This is a genomic window from Halovulum sp. GXIMD14793 (genome assembly GCF_054457435.1).
Window position 1 is genome coordinate 1 of sequence record NZ_JBTLNE010000035.1, and the last position, 15,556, is coordinate 15,556.

Sequence of the window (15,556 nt, forward strand, 5' to 3'; positions counted from 1 at the left end):
CTCTCGGCAGATTGCTGCGCAATCGCCTGCCGGGCAGTGACTGCCTGTCTGTCAAAGTCCGTCTGCTCAAGATCGCCTCCCGTTTTTGATCTTGAATCAAACAGGAGATGATTTGGGAATCCCCTAAATGCAGACGCCGCCTAGAATGATTGCTACTTTGTGTTGGCTGATACAGCCCCGATTGTTATTGCTATATCGTTTCGCCAACATTGAGCTGTATTGTCGGCTACCGACAGCATCAGCCATTTTTGCGTTGTTTTACAGCCCTGAATGGCACTAGGCCCCTGCGGGTATCACCCATACCGCTCAATAAACTCATCAATCGAAAGTTTGCGAATGTCTGGTAAGGCCGCGCGCAACTGGTCGTGGCTCCAGTCCCACCATTTGATGCGCTGCAGGGCCTCGGCCTGCGCTTCGGTGAAGCGGCGTTTCAGGTGCTTGGCGGGGACGCCGCCAACGATCTCGTAAGGGGCGACGTTTTTGGACACGACGGCTCCTGCCCCAACAACCGCGCCATCACCTATTGTGACGCCTGCCAGGATTGTCACGCCATGGCCGATCCAGACATCGTTGCCGATGGTCACCCAGTGATCCTTGCGCCACTGGAAAAACTCTGCGTCATCCTCGCCCAGATCGAACATCTCGGCGCGATAGGTGAAATGGTGCTGGCTGGCGCGCCAGGTGGCGTGGTTGCCGGGATTGATCCGCGCCCCTTCGGCGATTGAGCAGAACTTGCCTATTGTGGCCCAGACCACATTGCCGCCGCGCACGATATAAGAATAGTCGCCAAACTCGACCTCGCGCATGCTGACATCGGCCATAATCTCGGTCCAGCGGCCAAGTTTGCAATCAATGACGGTGGCGGTGTCGTAGATATTCGGGGCTTCGGTCAGGCGTTTCATGCAGGCACTTTCAATGGCAAATGGCGGAAGGCGACGGGAAGGCCGCCACGCAAAGTCAGGTCATAGAGATCAGGGTTGGTCAACCCGCGGGAGGCTTCGAATCCAAACCCCGGATCAACAATATGCAGCAGGCCAGAGATCACCCCACCATGGGTGACCACCGCCGGGCGCGTGTGACCCGCCGCAGCCACCTGTGTCAGTGCGGGCAGCACGCGCGCGGCCACGTCATCATTGCTTTCGCCCCCAGGTGCGGCATGACTGCGGTCGGCGAAGGACAGGCGGAGATGTTCTTCCCAATCCTCCAACGGCACGGGCGACAGCACGCGTTCGTGCAGCGGCTCAAGCACCATGAGGTCCAGACCTGCCTGCGCAGCGAACGGTTCCGCCGTCTGGATGGCGCGGCGATAGGGGCTGGAATAGATTGCATCGACGCCAAGCTCCACCAACCTTGGTGCCAGAGCTTGCGCCTGCGCAAACCCATCCTCGGTCAGCTCGGCCTCGGGATGCTGCGCCTGTGTCTGCGCGTGCCGGATCAGAAGGATCGTTGCCATCATTCAGCAGCGGTGCCCTGTATATCGGCCTGGGCGCCGATCAGGCGGATGGATTTATCCTCGATCCAGCGGACCTTGCCATCGATCACCTCAACCGGTTCAGACAGCAGCTTGATCCCCATCGCCCCGGCCTCTGGCAGATCAAGCCCCATGGAATGGGCGACAGCGGCGCGAAATCCGGGCTTGGGGTTCAGGGCGGGCCGAATGTCCCGGGTGCCCAGTTTCAGGTGATGCGCGATATCCCATTCCTGGGTCTGGCTGTCGATTTCGGTCACCACCCAGCAATGCATATCGCTGCACCAGTCACGTTTCTCTGCCGGAAAGAACGCCCCGGTGACATAGCCCGCCCGGATGCCGCACGCCCGCAGGGCCGCGATGAAATAGGTGTTGATATCGACGCAAGACCCTTCGGCCAAACCGCAGCCCAGCGCGGGCACTTCGTCCAACCCGTCATTGAACCGCTCTTCTGGATGGCCATAGGTAAAGCGTTCGGCGGTTGCACAAGCCACCGCAATGCTGCGGCTCAGATCATCGCCAGTGCCGGCATCCCCCACAGCCTCGGCCAGCAGATCCTCGGCCGCGCGGGTAAAGCGGGACGGGATCGGGGTGAACATCGCCTGCGGGTATGCCCCCGGCTGATCGTCATAGCTGTAGCGAAACAGGACCTGATCTGCGGTTGGCGCAACCAGCAGAACGGTCTGCCCGGTATGGGTTTCGGTAATCTCACGCACCGTACCGCCAGAGACATCGCTGCCCCGGATCGTGGCCTGCGGCGTATTCATCCCAACAGGTGCAATCAAGGGCGCACCAGTCGCTGCAACCTTTACCTCAACAACAAACTCAGACATCAGCCGACACGCCCCATTTCTCCGATAACCCGTTGCCGCACCTTAGCCGACAGCCAGTCAATGATGTAAACCATAAAGATGATCAGGAAGATGATCGACCAGGCTTCGTTCCAGCGATAGGCCGCGATCCGGTCAGACAGCAGGAACCCGATCCCACCCGCGCCGACAATGCCAAGGATGGTGCCAGAGCGGACGTTGGATTCAAAGTTATAAAGGATGATCGACAGGATCACTGGGGTGACCTGCGGCATCATCCCAAAACGCACAGCCTGTGTCTCGGACCCGCCCGAAGCCCGGACCCCCTCCACCGGTTTATTGGAGGTGTTCTCGATCGCCTCGGAAAACAGTTTGGCGAAGGTGCCGATTTCAGACACGGCAATCGCAAGGACCCCGGCCAGCGGGCCAAGGCCAAAGGCCCGGATGAATATCAGCGCCAAGATGATCGTCTCAAACGACCGGATCACGTCAAAGCCGCGCCGCGTCGTCATGCGCAGCGGCCAGAACCGGGTGATGTTCTTTGCCCCCAGGAATGACAGCGGAAAGGCAAAGATTGACCCCAGCAGCGTGCCCATGAACGCCATCGCCAATGTCTCACCCAGCCCATTCAGGATTTCCGAGAAATCCATCCAGTTGTCCCAGGTATGCGGCGGGAACATGAACGACATCACGTTGCCCAAACGCCCCAGCCCGGTCCAGATGCGCGCGGGTGAGAAGTTGAAGGCGTAAAGGCAATAGCAGAACAGCGCGACAAAGCCGATCCAGAGGGCGGTGCGCCGGATACGCACCGGCAACGGCGCACGAAAGGCCGTGGGATGCATGGCCCTGGCAGCAGCGATACGTTCCGGCGTCATGTCCGATCCTCCAACCCGATGACCCGGTGGCGCAGCTTTTCCGAGCCGTAGTCGATGACGATCACCGTCACCAGAATGATCACGAACAGCGCCGACAGATCGGTGTATTCCTGCAGGCTCATCGCCGTACGGATTTCCTGCCCCAGACCGCCAGCGCCGACATATCCGATGATAGACGAAGACCTGACATTGATCTCAAACCGCAGCAGCGTGTAGCTGATGATATTGGGCAGAACCTGCGGCACCGCTCCATAGCGGATCTGGTCAAACCAAGAGCCTCCGGCGGCTTTCACGCCCTCAAGCGGCCCCATGTCGATATTCTCGTTCACTTCAGAATAAAGCTTCCCAAGCGCCCCGGTGGCATGCAGCCCAATGGCCAGCACCCCGGCCATTGGCCCGACTGAGAAACAGAAGACAAAGATCAGCGCCCAAACCAGTTCCGGCACGGTGCGGGCGATCTCAAGGTAACGGCGCGTGATCCACAGCACCCATTTGTTGGGTGCCAGATTGCGCGCGGCTGGAAAGGACAACAGAAACCCGCCGATCACACCAAAGGTGGTGGCCATAAAGGCAATCAGGATGGTTTCCAGCAACAGCCGCAGCCACACCTTCCAGCGCCAGAACCATTCGGCAAGATCTGCGCCCAGACTGTCCCACCGCAAAATGGGCAGCGTCTTTTCAAGATATTCGCCCAATCGGGGTATGCCCGCCGGGATGATCCAGCGCTCCACCCGGTCGCCACCTGGCAGGGTGACGGGCGTCATCTTGAAGAAATCTGACATCCAGGCGGCGACCGCCAGAATGACAAGGAAAATCCCCATGCCCACCCACCAGTTGGTGCGGGCAATGCGGCGTTGCTCGGCATAAGCGCGCTCGAAGCTTTCGATTGCGCTCAAATGGCCAGAATCGGCTGTAAGGGTCATGGGATAAAAACGGGCGGCCCTGATGGCAGGGCCGCCCTTTGTCTGATCAGCTGTCGCGGCGCTGCTGCTTCAGCCAGGCGCGCATATCGACAATCCACTGGTAGCGGTCATGGCTGACACGCTTGAAGCCAACGTCGGGGTTCGCATCATCAGGATCGAACGAGGAATACAGCTTGTAGCCCTCAGGATCAGCTTCAGGGAAAGCCTCGATTGCGGCGGTCAGGTCTTCGATCATGTCTTCCGGCAGGTTCTTGCGGAAGGTCCAGGGGCCGGAGGTGATTTCCGGGCTTTCCCAGATGGTGCAAACCAAGCCAGGCTCGATCATGCCCTTGCTTTCCATCCGTGTGTAGACGGAGTTTTCAGGGTTGTTCATATAGGTCGATGCGGTGTCAAACGTACCGTTCACAACACCGGTCACGCCAGCCTCGTGGCTGCCGGAGAATGACACATTGCCAAAATGCTCTTCCGGCTTGAAGCCTTCGCGCTCAACCATGTTGAAGTAAGGAACGGCATAGCCCGAGGTGCTGTCCGGGTCCGCAAACGCATGGACCTTGCCCTTGGCATCTTCCAGGCTTTTGATGCCGCTGTCACAGCGGGTGACAACGATGGAGTAATAGCCGGTTGTGCCGTCCTGTTTCAGCGTTGTCAGCGTCGGGACAACATTGCCCTCGGTGGCGGTGTAGGCTGCCGCGTAGGAGGAGGAGCCGAAGCGTGCAACTTCGATCTGATCAGCGGCAATCGCCTGGATCACACCATCATAGTTGCCCGCGGTGAAGATTTCGACCTTAACGCCCAGCTCTTTTTCCAGATAGGCGCGCAGCGGTTCGTTGCGGGCCAGACGGTCCTTTTCGTTTTCGCCCGACAGGATGCCGAAACGAACGGTTTTGTAGTTGTCCTGCCAGCCTTCGGCGAGGGCCGGTACAGCGATCAGGGCCGCAAGGGCGGTGGTGGTCAGCAAACGCATTGGGGTTCCCCCTTTGGTTGGTTAATCCGCCGGCTCGGTGATCCGGGTGGCGGTCGAGGTGACGGCCTCATCAATTTCCGAAAGGTCGTCAGTTCCATAGATGTCGCGCACCACGCCAGCGGTCAGCTGGGCGGCACTGCCATCAAACATCACCCGGCCTTCGCGCATCGCAATGATGCGGTCGCAATAGGCCCGGGCGGTATCCAGTGTGTGCAGGTTGACCAGGACGGTCAGGCCGTCATCGACATTGATGGTGCGCAATGCCTCCATCACCTTGGTCGCATTGGCCGGATCGAGCGAGGCAATAGGCTCATCCGCCAGCATGATGCGCGGGTTCTGCACCAGCGCTTTGGCAATCGCCACACGCTGCTGTTGCCCGCCTGAAAGTGTGCCCGCGCGCTGCAGCGCCTGCGGGGCCAGATCCAGCCGATCCAGCGCCTCAATCGCCATGGTGCGTTCGGCATCGGTAAAGCGCATGGCCATCGCACTCAGAAATCCATGATGCGCCAACCGCCCGACCAGAACATTGGTCAGGACGTCCAGACGCTCCACCAGATTGAACTGCTGAAAGATCATGGCGCATTCGGCACGCCACTGCCTGAGCGCTTTGCCCTTCATCGCCGTGACATCGCGCCCATCGCATTCAATCTTGCCAGAGCTGGGCGGCGTCAGGCGGTTCAGCAAGCGCAGCAAGGTCGACTTGCCCGCGCCCGAGCGCCCGATGATGCCAACGAACTCTCCGGGTCCGATGGTCAGGTTTACGTTATCGACGGCCAGCGTCTGATCGAAGCGCCGGGCCAGATCGGTGATGGTCAAGGTTCCACGTTCCATGGCTCGGTCTGATAGGGGTGTTTTTTGAAAGCTCAGTGGCCCCGCGGCCAAAGTTCAGCGACAGAGATATGGCGGTTTGACGACACCAACGCACCTACTGCGTTGTTTTTTAACGGACGCAGCTGGGTCGGCGCGTCCGCGACACAATCCAGGGTTGTTTTTACTTGTTCCATCCGCCACAGAAGCGCCCCGGTTCAATAAAAACAATGACATTTCAGCGCCCTGCCCTGCCGACTGTCACGAAACCGCAAATCATCTGCAATAGAACCGCCACCAAACCGACACCGACCCTTTAACTGCGCGCGCTAACCAAAGGCCGATCTTTCCAACAAGGGGACTTAGGAAATGGCACTTCGTCACATGATCATCGGCGGCGCACTGGCTGCGCTCAGCGCTGTCGCAAGTATTGCAGAAACCTGGAAAATTGCCGTCACGGATGTGGAAGGTATGGAACGCCTGCAAACCGAATGGGGTCCGTTCAAGGCCGCACTGGAAGCGGCAACAGGTGAGACCTTTGAATTCTACGCCGTAAACTCCCGCACCGCAGCGGCCGAAGCGCTGCGCGGCGAGAACGTGGATTTCGTGATCTCCGGCCCGGCCGAGTACATCGTCATCAACAAACTGACCAAGGCAACCCCGCTGATCGGCCTTGGCCGCCCGGACTATCACTGCGCCATCGTGGTGCGCGCTGATAGTGGCATCAACTCCATGGCTGATCTTAAGGGTCAGAAAGTGGCGTTCGGCGATATCGGGTCGACCTCCAACATGCTGTGCCCAATGCAGTTGATGGCGGATTTCGGTGTTGATCCGGTGAACGATGTCGAAAAGGTCCACACCTCACGCAACATCGCCCACGAATCGCTGAAGAAGGGTGATGTCGCGGCCATCGGCACCAACGCCAATTCCTGGATCAACGGGGCGCGCAACAAAGACGACAGCGTGCCTTACGGTTTCTTCAAGATGCTTGCGCGGTCCGGCGATCTGCCCAATGACATGATAATGGTCGGCGCGCATGTCCCGGCCGAGGCTGCGGCCAAGGTTCGCGACGGTATCCTGAACAACAAAGAAACCGTCATCGCCGGGATCACCGCGCATGAGGAAAATGACAAATATGTCGGCATGGATCTCGTGGCCATCGAAGACGGTGCCTACAACATCGTCCGTTCGATGTATTCCAACGCGGGTTACCCGCAATTTGACAACTTCATCGGCGAATAATGCCGCTGGATGTAAAAACCGTCGGGGCGGTGGACGCCCCGACCTCTGGCCTCGATCTTGAGGTCACCGGGCTGTCCAAGCGCTATGCGGACGGCCCTTGGGTTTTTTCAGGCGTCGATTTCAAGGTGCAGCGCGGGGAATCGGTTGCCCTGGTCGGCTCTAACGGCACCGGGAAATCGACGCTGTTGCGCTGCTGTCTGGGGCTGTTGCCCGCGACCGAGGGACAGATCAGGTTGCTGGATCGCGACTGGTCCACCATGAAGCCGTCGGATCGCCGGGGTTTGCGTGCCCGCACCGGGCTTGTTGCGCAAAAGCACAATCTGGTGCCGCGCCTGTCGGTGCTCAGCAATGTCGTGCACGGTCTTTTGGGCAGCACATCCGGTCCACGCTACTGGCTGCAGGCGCTTGCCCCGGCAGAGGCGCGCGACCGGGCGATGGAGGCTCTGGCCAAGGTCGGCGTGCAGGATTTCGCCCTGCGCCGCGCCGAACGTCTGTCCGGCGGGCAGTCACAGCGCGTCGCCATTGCCCGGGCGCTGGTGGGCGGCCCGCGTATTCTGGTCGCGGATGAACCCACGGCTTCCCTTGATCCGGCAGCGGGCGAAGAAGTGATGGAGCTGTTCTTCGATCTGGTCCGGCGCGAGGGTGTTACGGTGATCTTCACCTCTCACAATATCGACCACGCTCTGCGCTATGGCGACCGGGTGCTGGGGCTGGCTGGCGGCGGGCTGAGCCTGTCACGCCTAACCAGTGACCTTAGCAGCGCTGATCTGAGGGGGCTTTATGGCTGACATCACAACACCCGCCCGGATTGAGCGCATCGGCGCAGGCCGGTTCCTGCCCTATGCAATCTTGCTGGCCCTACTGGTCTGGTCCTTCGATGGGGCTGGCTGGTCGCTGGAAAAGCTGGCAAAAGCCCCACCCTCCATGGCGGATTTCCTGTCGCGGGCCTGGCCGCCCTCCACCGATAACCTAAGCCGGTTGTCCTGGAAAATGCTGGAAACCATGCAAATCGCCATAGCCGGGGCGGCTGCCGGGATTGTCCTGTCGCTGCCCATCGCCCTGCTGGCGGCGCGCAAACTGGTGGTCGGGCGTTGGGTCAACGGCGCGGTGCGCATCTTTCTGGGATTTCTGCGCGCTGTCCCCGATATCGCCTGGGCGCTGGTCTTTGTCGTCGCCGTCGGTCTTGGCCCCTTTGCCGGGATGCTGGCCATCATGGTTGACACGATCGGCTTTTGCGGCCGGTTCTTTGCCGATGATATGGAAGGCGTCGATCAGGGCCCGGCCGAGGCGCTGACCGCAACAGGTGCGAAGCGGCTGGATGTGGTCGCCTGTTCGGTGATCCCTGCTGCGATGCCCGCCTTTGTCTCGACCTCGCTTTATGCGCTGGAAAAGGCCGTCCGCTCTTCTACTATTCTGGGGCTTGTCGGCGCGGGTGGGATCGGGATTGAACTGAAAGTCGGCTTTGATCTGTTCGACTATCCGACCGCGATGACCGTGATCCTGATGATCGCCGTTGTCGTCATCGCCGTCGAACAGCTTGGCGTCTGGGCACGCAGCCGCATCATCGGAACGGAGAGATAGCCATGAACCAGCAAACACAAGACATGACCGCAGATACCGTGATCACCGGCGCGCAGGTCCTGCTGGAAGATGGGCTTCAGGATGTGAGCGTTACCGTATCCGGCGGCAAAATCGTGGAGATCGGCACAGACCGCCCTGCCAGCCACCGCATCGACGGGCGCGGCCTGATCCTGGCCCCGGCATTGGTCGATATCCATGGCGACGGTTTCGAACGCCAGTTGATGCCGCGACCCAAGGTGTTCTTTCCCACCGATACCGCCATTCTGGAAACCGACCGGCAACTGGCAGGCAACGGTATCGGCACGGCCTATCACGCCCTGACGCTCAGCTGGGAACCGGGCCTGCGCGCCATCGACCGGGGGGCCGAGTATATGGCCGCGCAAGACCGGCTGGAACCACGCCTGACCGTCGATAACCGCATTCAGCTGCGCTGGGAAACCTTCGCCTTTGAAGCGCTTGATCTGATTGCCGAACGGCTGCAAGGGCCCAAGCGCCCCTCTATCGCCTTTAACGATCACACCACCATGGCGATGCGGGCGTTTGATATTGATGTCACCGACCGCCCGTTTGAGCTGTCCGAGGCCGAGATTGCACCGCTGTCCGACGCACGTATGAAACAACGCTGCGCGGGCAATGCCAAACGCGCCGGGATCAGCGAGGATGAGTATATCGCGCTGCTGTCAAAGGTGTGGGACCGCCGGGACAGGGTGGATGACACCATCCGGCAGGTCGCTGCACTGGGGCGCGACGCGGATTCCCCAATGCTCAGCCATGATGACAGCCAGCTGGAAATGCGGGACTATTTCGCCGGGCTTGGCGTCAACATAGCCGAGTTTCCAATGTGCGATGCCACAGCCCAGGCCGCTAAGGCACGCGGTGAATGGGTGGTTCTGGGATCGCCCAACGCGGTGCGCGGCGGCAGTCATATCGGATCGCTCCATGCGGCGGATATGGTGGAGGACGGGGTCTGCGATATCCTGGCTTCGGATTACTACCATCCCGCAATGCTGGCCGCCGCTGCCCGGTTGATGGACGAGAAGCGCGGATCGCTGGCGCGGATCTGGGCGACCATTTCGGCCAATCCGGCCAAAGCCTCTGGCCTGACCGACCGGGGCGAAATCGCCACCGGCAAGCGTGCCGATCTGGTGCTTGTCGAATGGCCCGAGGGCGGCACACCAGCCATCCGCATGACCATGAGTGCGGGGCACATCGCCTATTACGCCGGGGCCACCCCATGATCGAGAGCGCCGCCCGCTTCGAAGGTCTGGCCGAGGCCTATGACGTCTATCGACCGCATTATCCGCAGGCGCTGTTCGATGATCTGGCGACGCAAGCGCCCGAAGCGGCTGCTGTGATTGATGTCGGCGCGGGCACCGGTATCTCCACCCGCCAGCTGCACAAAGCGTTTGGCGACCGGGCCCATATCCTGGCGGTCGAACCCAGCTCGGACATGCGCCGGGTGCTGCGCCGCAACTTTGCCGGTCTTGCCAATGTCCAGCCGATCGACGGCACGGCAGAAACCTTGCCGACCGCCGATGCCTCTGCCGCGCTGGTGACGGCCTGCACGGCGTTTCACTGGTTCTCGCCGCAGAAATTCTTTGCCGAAGCCCACCGCGTTCTGGTACCTGACGGCATCATCGCCGTGATCCGCAACCGGCGCGCCGAAACGCCGATGCTGAAACGCATGGATGCCTATATCGCCGACGCCTCGCCCGAGGATCTGGACCGGCTACAAAAGCTGCGCGAGCCGTCCGTGCGCGAGATGAACGGGCTGAACGGCTTTCGCGCCACACGGTCCACCACGCTGAACTGGCAACGGCCCATGCATGTGCGCGACCTGATCTCGATGTATCTGACCCGATCCGTCAGCGTGCCCGTGGTCCATTCTCGCGGTCTGGGCCGGGTGCTGGAGGATCTGTATCAGATCTGCGCCGACGAAGGCTTTGAGGACACGATCACCCTGACCTACGAAACCACCCTGAAAATGGCGAGGAAAGCATGAGTGACGCACGCCGTGACTGGCTGTCGGTACTGGCGCGGGCGGATGCGGGCCGAATGACCGCAGCCCTGGCCGACCATCCGGTTGAAACCGCCGACTGGCCCCGCCCGGCCGAGATTGGCATGATCATGCTTGAGGGGCGCGCCGGCGGCACCGGGCAGCGGTTCTCCATGTCGCAAGCTACCGTCACCCGGGCAACCTGCCGCCTGTCCGGGCAGGTCGGTGTTGGCTACGTTCTGGGCCATGATCCGGCCCGGGCCGAAGCCATGGCGCTGTGCGATGCCCTGCTGCAGGCTGGTGACACGCACCTGTCTGGTTTTGTCGCACAGGAGGCCGCCCGGCAATCGGCGGCGCGGCAGGACGCGGCCAAAGCCGCCGCATCGACCAAGGTCGATTTCTTCGCCATGGAACGCAACTCCAGCGCAGGAGCAGCCTGATGGCCTATGTCCCGGTAAAAGGCGGCGAGGAGGCTATCTCGAACGCTCTGTCCGCCGTATCCGAAGCGCGGCGCGGCGACACAGCCGTGCCGGAACTTGGGGTCGCGCAGATCCGCGAACAAATGGGTTTGGCCGTGGCCCGGGTGATGGCCGAGGGATCTCTTTATGATCCGGACCTTGGCGCGCTGGCCCTGAAACAATCTCAGGGCGATGCGACAGAGGCCGCGTTCCTTTTGCGGGCCTATCGCACCACGCTGGAAAACTTCGGTCGCGCCCTGCCGCTGGACACCGCGCGCATGGCGATCCGTCGGCGCGTCTCGGCCACATACAAGGATCTGCCGGGCGGGCAGGTTCTGGGTCCGACCTATGACTATACCCACCGGATGCTGGACTTCGATCTGATGGGCGCAGAGGATCGTCCTGCCCCGCCGCGCGCCGACCAGCCGGTTGATGCGGCCATGCCGCGCGTCACCGATTTGGTGGCCAATGAAGGGTTCATGGAACCGGCAGAGCCGCCTCAGGGCGACCCGGCCCCGGCGGACCTGACCACGCAGCCCTTGGGCTTTCCCGCTGATCGCGATGTAAGGTTGCAAAACCTTTCGCGCGGCGACGAGGGCTTTTTGCTGGGGCTGGCCTATTCCACCCAGCGCGGGTTTGGTTCGAACCACCCCTATGCCGGGGAAATCCGTATGGGCGAAGTCCCGGTCGAGGTGGTCCCCGAAGAACTGGGCTTTGCCATCGATATCGGCGATGTCACCGTGACCGAAAGCCAGATGATCACCTCGATCAAGGGCGCGTCCGGCGACACACCGCAATTCACCCTGGGCTACGGCCTTGTGCCCGGCCATGCAGAGCGTAAGGCAATGTCCATCGCGCTGGTCGACCGCGCCTTGCGGGCCGATGAATTTCAGGAAGAACGCAAATACCCGGCACAGGACGAGGAATTCGTCCTGTACCATTCCGACAATGTCGAGGCGTCAGGCTTTGTGCAGCACCTCAAGCTGCCGCATTACGTCGATTTTCAGGCTGAATTGCGCATGCTGCGCGAAATGCGGGCCGAGCGCACCGCGAAGGAGGCAGCCGAATGACCCAGGCCGCGACCAAACCTATGCAGCGCTATAACTACGCCTATCTTGATGAGGGCACCAAACGCATGGTGCGCCGCGCCACGCTGAAGGCCATCGCAATCCCCGGCTATCAGGTGCCCTTTGGCAGTCGCGAGATGCCGATCCCCTATGGCTGGGGCACCGGGGGTATGCAGATCACGGCGTCTCTGCTGAACCCGAAAGATCGGCTGAAAGTGATTGATCAGGGCGCCGATGACACCACCAATGCGGTCAATATCCGCCGCTTCTTCGCGCAGACCGCAAATGTCGAGACCACCACCGAAACCAAATCCGCCAGCATCATCCAGACCCGCCACCGCATCCCCGAGGAACCACTGACCGAGGATCAGGTGATCGTCCTGCAGGTCCCGCAGCCCGAACCAATGCGAGGATTGGAACCGCGGGAAACCGAATGCCGCAAGATCCATGCCTGGGCCGAATATGGCCTGATGCACCTGCGGCTGTACGAAAGCGTCGCGGCGACAGGACGGATCACCATCAACCATTCCTATCCGGTGCTGGTTGAGGATCGCTATGTCATGTCCCCGACCCCGATCCCGCGCTTCGATAATCCAAAGATGACCGATATGCCCGCGCTGCAATTGTTTGGTGCTGGTCGGGAAAAGCGCATCTATGCGGTCCCGCCCTATACCAAGGTGGTCAGCCTTGATTTCGACGACCACCCGTTCCGCCCGCAAGTCTTTACCGAACCCTGCGCCATCTGCGGGGCCACGGGTGTCTATCAGGATGAAATCCTGCTGGATGACAAGGGCGGCAAGATGTTTGTCTGCTCCGACTCTGATTTCTGCGCTGCACGCCAAAAGGACGAAAGAGATGTTTGATACCCCCTCGGACCGCATGGAAATCGGCAATGCGACCATGGTTCTGCCCGACCGCGTGGTCGAGGGCGGCCTGATCATCGCGGATGGACACATTCAGGAGGTGGTCGAGGGGCACCGGGATGGTCTCGATTTCGGTGGCGACATGCTGATCCCCGGCATCATCGACCTGCACACGGACCATGTGGAAAAGCATGTCTTCCCGCGCAGCCATGTCTTGTGGGATTATCAGGCGGCGTTGATGGCCCATGACGGGCAGATGATTGCGGGTGGCACGACAACCGTATTCGACAGCCTTTGCGTTGGTGCCACCATGCGCAAAACCAAACGGCGCGAGATACTGGAGCCGTTGGTCACCGCCCTGAAAACCCTGGCTGAAAGCGGCCAGTTGCGCGCCGATCACCTTTTGCACCTGCGCTGCGAAATCTCTGACCCCGAGACGATGCCCCTTCTGGATGCGATCATTCAGGATGCCGCACCGCAACTGATCTCGGTGATGGATCACACGCCCGGCGACCGGCAATCGCTGGATGTCGAACGCTGGTTCCGCGCCATGATCGTCGATATGGGCGTGGACGAGCCTACTGGCCGGGAGATGCTTGCCGAACTGTTGGACCGCTCTGCCAAGGTCGGGCCAGAGGTCCGGGCGCATATCGTGGCAGCCGCAAAAGCGCATGATGTCCCGCTGATGAGCCATGATGACCGCACGCTGGCGCATGTCGATCTTGCGGTGTCAGAGGGAGCCGCGATTTCCGAGTTCCCCACAACGCCCGAGGCCGCACGCCATGCCCGCGCTGCTGGCCAGATCATCCTTGGCGGCGCACCCAACTATCTGCGCGGCGGCTCGCAATCGGGCAATGTCGCGCTGCGCGACCTGCTGGCCGAGGGCCTTGTGGATGTGCTGGCCTCCGATTATGTGCCGCGCGCGCCGCTGGACGCGGCCTTTGCGATTGCCGAGGATGACAGCCTGCCCATCGACCTGCCCGCCGCGATTGCGATGGTCACAAGCAATGCCGCCCAAGCCGCCCGGCTGACAGACCGGGGCGCGCTGACACAGGGCCTGCGCGCTGATCTTGTGCGCGTCGGTGGTACGGGTCGGGCGCGGCATGTGAAATCGGTATGGCGTGAGGGGCAGCGGGTTTATTGAGCGCTTAAGCGTTCGAGAATTGGCGAACCGCCAAGTAACCCGTTGGTCTTAGGTGCGGAGTCGAGCATCGCTGAGCCGTGGCGCGGCGATCCGAAGGTATTCGGGTCGCTTTATCCCAGCACCGGCGTGCACCACCCATTCGACGCACCAAGACCAACCCAATCGCCGTGCCGACGGGACGGCTCGGCGATGCGCGGCGGCCTTCGGCCTTGATTCCGCGCTGATACTCTTCGGGAAATCTTGCGCTAAACCCAACTTTCAGCGACTATCCACAATCGCAATCACCCCATGCATTACCTCTGCCGATGGCATTGGCGCAACCAGCGAAATGGTTTCGGGCAGCGTAGTTACGGCAATATCATCGGGGCTATTCTGGATGCCGATCAACCCGGTGCGAAAGCCGTGATCTGACCAGGCAATCGACTGGATATCCGGGTCCACCAGCGCCTCGGCCAATCGTTTACACCCCGGGGTCAAGGAGATCAGCGGATGCGAGGCAAAGATCGTCGGCTCCGGATAGATCACCCGGATCTTGTCGCGGATCAGGTCGGCATAGCTGGCATTGACGGTCAGGAACTCAACCATCTGGTTTTCATAGCCCACGATGATCGGCCGCGCGCCCATGCCCTGTTTCAGGAAATTCTCAAAAATATCACCCGAGGAGGCCTCCATATAGCCCATCTGATCGAAATAGGCTTTCACCTGCGGCAGCAGCGTCCCCATATCCGCCGCCACCGGAGTCTCGCCGCCATTCAGCGTTGTGGCCAGCAGGGCCGCCCAGATATTTCCCGAATTCGATTTGGCCGGATGGGTCGAGAACACCTTGAAGCGGCCATAGACATTGACGCCAAGATCCTCTTTCCAGCGCGCCTCATCGGTGATCAGCGTGCCGATTGCCGAAACATCTGCCGTCAGCATCCCGTCATTGCGCTTGGTCACCACGTCTTTGGCAATCAGCGCATCGGCAACCTCGGCCCAGGCATAGAACACCACCGGGGAGTTAAAGATTGTCTCATCCCCCAGCACGTTCTTGCCGCTATCGCGAGCCAACTCGACCGCCACCGCATTTGACGGCCAAAGGCAGTCCTTACCCGTCACAGGCAAGGTCGTGGCCATTTCTATCGACCCGGCCTTAGAGGCATTCAGCGTGACCTTGTAGCGGTCTTCGATGATCTCCTGCACCTTCGGATTGGCCAGCAGCGCTGACTTTTCGCCGCCATAGAAAAGCGCCAGATCAATCGGATCGCGACGTTGAATATTGCGGGTCAGGGAGGACAGATCGAACATGGTGACCGCCAGCGAAACAGCGGCGACCAGACCGACGATCAGCAATCCGACGAATGTGCGGTTCATGGGGGG

Annotated in this window: 17 protein-coding genes; 9 read left to right on the forward strand and 8 right to left on the reverse strand. The window is 60.9% G+C overall.

The window, feature by feature from the left end:
- Positions 1 to 293: 293 nt before the first annotated feature.
- The 7 genes from ACW9UQ_RS11265 to phnC are packed head-to-tail and all read right to left on the reverse strand — an operon-like array spanning position 294 to position 5,870.
- Positions 294 to 902, reverse strand: coding sequence for a DapH/DapD/GlmU-related protein (locus tag ACW9UQ_RS11265; RefSeq protein WP_458931116.1), 609 nt, complete (start codon positions 900 to 902; stop codon positions 294 to 296).
- A complete protein-coding gene (locus ACW9UQ_RS11270) occupies positions 899 to 1,453 on the reverse strand; it encodes a histidine phosphatase family protein (protein WP_458931117.1) in 555 nt (184 codons plus the stop codon). Before ACW9UQ_RS11270 ends, ACW9UQ_RS11265 begins: the two co-directional genes overlap by 4 nt.
- On the reverse strand, positions 1,453 to 2,301 hold the full coding sequence (locus ACW9UQ_RS11275) for a transglutaminase-like domain-containing protein (protein WP_458931118.1): 849 nt from the start codon (positions 2,299 to 2,301) through the stop codon (positions 1,453 to 1,455). The genes ACW9UQ_RS11270 and ACW9UQ_RS11275 overlap by 1 nt, the downstream gene beginning before the upstream one ends.
- Positions 2,301 to 3,152: a phosphonate ABC transporter, permease protein PhnE gene (gene phnE, locus ACW9UQ_RS11280; protein WP_458931119.1), complete on the reverse strand. Its 852-nt coding sequence runs from the start codon at positions 3,150 to 3,152 to the stop codon at positions 2,301 to 2,303. Before phnE (ACW9UQ_RS11280) ends, ACW9UQ_RS11275 begins: the two co-directional genes overlap by 1 nt.
- A complete protein-coding gene (gene phnE / locus ACW9UQ_RS11285) occupies positions 3,149 to 4,075 on the reverse strand; it encodes a phosphonate ABC transporter, permease protein PhnE (protein WP_458931120.1) in 927 nt (308 codons plus the stop codon). The genes phnE (ACW9UQ_RS11280) and phnE (ACW9UQ_RS11285) overlap by 4 nt, the downstream gene beginning before the upstream one ends.
- A gap of 46 nt (positions 4,076 to 4,121) precedes the next feature.
- The gene (gene phnD / locus ACW9UQ_RS11290) at positions 4,122 to 5,039 is read right to left on the reverse strand and encodes a phosphonate ABC transporter substrate-binding protein (protein ID WP_458931121.1); all 918 of its coding nucleotides are present in this window, start codon (positions 5,037 to 5,039) and stop codon (positions 4,122 to 4,124) included.
- Between the two features lie 21 nt (positions 5,040 to 5,060).
- Positions 5,061 to 5,870, reverse strand: coding sequence for a phosphonate ABC transporter ATP-binding protein (phnC, locus tag ACW9UQ_RS11295; protein WP_458931122.1), 810 nt, complete (start codon positions 5,868 to 5,870; stop codon positions 5,061 to 5,063).
- Positions 5,871 to 6,215: 345 nt separating this feature from the next.
- Here phnC and ACW9UQ_RS11300 point away from each other — a divergent pair, with 345 nt between their 5' ends.
- The 9 genes from ACW9UQ_RS11300 to ACW9UQ_RS11340 are packed head-to-tail and all read left to right on the forward strand — an operon-like array spanning position 6,216 to position 14,197.
- The gene (locus ACW9UQ_RS11300; protein ID WP_458931123.1) at positions 6,216 to 7,088 is read left to right on the forward strand and encodes a PhnD/SsuA/transferrin family substrate-binding protein; all 873 of its coding nucleotides are present in this window, start codon (positions 6,216 to 6,218) and stop codon (positions 7,086 to 7,088) included.
- Entirely contained in the window at positions 7,088 to 7,876 is a 789-nt protein-coding gene (locus ACW9UQ_RS11305; protein WP_458931124.1) for a phosphonate ABC transporter ATP-binding protein, read from the forward strand. Before ACW9UQ_RS11300 ends, ACW9UQ_RS11305 begins: the two co-directional genes overlap by 1 nt.
- A complete protein-coding gene (phnE, locus tag ACW9UQ_RS11310) occupies positions 7,869 to 8,669 on the forward strand; it encodes a phosphonate ABC transporter, permease protein PhnE (protein WP_458931125.1) in 801 nt (266 codons plus the stop codon). Before ACW9UQ_RS11305 ends, phnE (ACW9UQ_RS11310) begins: the two co-directional genes overlap by 8 nt.
- A 2-nt stretch (positions 8,670 to 8,671) precedes the next feature.
- On the forward strand, positions 8,672 to 9,907 hold the full coding sequence (locus ACW9UQ_RS11315; protein ID WP_458931126.1) for an alpha-D-ribose 1-methylphosphonate 5-triphosphate diphosphatase: 1,236 nt from the start codon (positions 8,672 to 8,674) through the stop codon (positions 9,905 to 9,907).
- Complete coding sequence (locus ACW9UQ_RS11320; protein ID WP_458931127.1) at positions 9,904 to 10,671, forward strand: class I SAM-dependent methyltransferase; 768 nt, start codon at positions 9,904 to 9,906, stop codon at positions 10,669 to 10,671. Before ACW9UQ_RS11315 ends, ACW9UQ_RS11320 begins: the two co-directional genes overlap by 4 nt.
- Complete coding sequence (phnG, locus tag ACW9UQ_RS11325; protein ID WP_458931128.1) at positions 10,668 to 11,105, forward strand: phosphonate C-P lyase system protein PhnG; 438 nt, start codon at positions 10,668 to 10,670, stop codon at positions 11,103 to 11,105. The genes ACW9UQ_RS11320 and phnG overlap by 4 nt, the downstream gene beginning before the upstream one ends.
- Complete coding sequence (locus ACW9UQ_RS11330; protein ID WP_458931129.1) at positions 11,105 to 12,193, forward strand: carbon-phosphorus lyase complex subunit; 1,089 nt, start codon at positions 11,105 to 11,107, stop codon at positions 12,191 to 12,193. Before phnG ends, ACW9UQ_RS11330 begins: the two co-directional genes overlap by 1 nt.
- Positions 12,194 to 12,213: 20 nt before the next feature.
- Positions 12,214 to 13,053, forward strand: coding sequence for an alpha-D-ribose 1-methylphosphonate 5-phosphate C-P-lyase PhnJ (locus ACW9UQ_RS11335; protein ID WP_458931154.1), 840 nt, complete (start codon positions 12,214 to 12,216; stop codon positions 13,051 to 13,053).
- The gene (locus ACW9UQ_RS11340; RefSeq protein ID WP_458931130.1) at positions 13,046 to 14,197 is read left to right on the forward strand and encodes an alpha-D-ribose 1-methylphosphonate 5-triphosphate diphosphatase; all 1,152 of its coding nucleotides are present in this window, start codon (positions 13,046 to 13,048) and stop codon (positions 14,195 to 14,197) included. The genes ACW9UQ_RS11335 and ACW9UQ_RS11340 overlap by 8 nt, the downstream gene beginning before the upstream one ends.
- A gap of 258 nt (positions 14,198 to 14,455) precedes the next feature.
- Here the strand turns inward: ACW9UQ_RS11340 and ACW9UQ_RS11345 are convergent, their stop codons facing one another.
- Complete coding sequence (locus ACW9UQ_RS11345; RefSeq protein ID WP_458931131.1) at positions 14,456 to 15,550, reverse strand: hypothetical protein; 1,095 nt, start codon at positions 15,548 to 15,550, stop codon at positions 14,456 to 14,458.
- Positions 15,551 to 15,556: the final 6 nt, after the last annotated feature.

Coding starts and splice junctions, on each gene's coding strand:
- ACW9UQ_RS11275 (WP_458931118.1), bottom strand. CDS start 2,301: ATGTCTGAGTTTGTTGTTGAGGTAAAGGTTGCAGCGACTGGTGCGCCC.
- ACW9UQ_RS11265 (WP_458931116.1), bottom strand. CDS start 902: ATGAAACGCCTGACCGAAGCCCCGAATATCTACGACACCGCCACCGTC.
- phnE (WP_458931125.1), top strand. CDS start 7,869: ATGGCTGACATCACAACACCCGCCCGGATTGAGCGCATCGGCGCAGGC.
- phnE (WP_458931120.1), bottom strand. CDS start 4,075: ATGACCCTTACAGCCGATTCTGGCCATTTGAGCGCAATCGAAAGCTTC.
- ACW9UQ_RS11335 (WP_458931154.1), top strand. CDS start 12,214: ATGCAGCGCTATAACTACGCCTATCTTGATGAGGGCACCAAACGCATG.
- phnE (WP_458931119.1), bottom strand. CDS start 3,152: ATGACGCCGGAACGTATCGCTGCTGCCAGGGCCATGCATCCCACGGCC.
- ACW9UQ_RS11270 (WP_458931117.1), bottom strand. CDS start 1,453: ATGGCAACGATCCTTCTGATCCGGCACGCGCAGACACAGGCGCAGCAT.
- ACW9UQ_RS11320 (WP_458931127.1), top strand. CDS start 9,904: ATGATCGAGAGCGCCGCCCGCTTCGAAGGTCTGGCCGAGGCCTATGAC.
- ACW9UQ_RS11300 (WP_458931123.1), top strand. CDS start 6,216: ATGGCACTTCGTCACATGATCATCGGCGGCGCACTGGCTGCGCTCAGC.
- ACW9UQ_RS11345 (WP_458931131.1), bottom strand. CDS start 15,550: ATGAACCGCACATTCGTCGGATTGCTGATCGTCGGTCTGGTCGCCGCT.
- ACW9UQ_RS11330 (WP_458931129.1), top strand. CDS start 11,105: ATGGCCTATGTCCCGGTAAAAGGCGGCGAGGAGGCTATCTCGAACGCT.
- ACW9UQ_RS11340 (WP_458931130.1), top strand. CDS start 13,046: ATGTTTGATACCCCCTCGGACCGCATGGAAATCGGCAATGCGACCATG.
- phnG (WP_458931128.1), top strand. CDS start 10,668: ATGAGTGACGCACGCCGTGACTGGCTGTCGGTACTGGCGCGGGCGGAT.
- phnC (WP_458931122.1), bottom strand. CDS start 5,870: ATGGAACGTGGAACCTTGACCATCACCGATCTGGCCCGGCGCTTCGAT.
- ACW9UQ_RS11305 (WP_458931124.1), top strand. CDS start 7,088: ATGCCGCTGGATGTAAAAACCGTCGGGGCGGTGGACGCCCCGACCTCT.
- ACW9UQ_RS11315 (WP_458931126.1), top strand. CDS start 8,672: ATGAACCAGCAAACACAAGACATGACCGCAGATACCGTGATCACCGGC.
- phnD (WP_458931121.1), bottom strand. CDS start 5,039: ATGCGTTTGCTGACCACCACCGCCCTTGCGGCCCTGATCGCTGTACCG.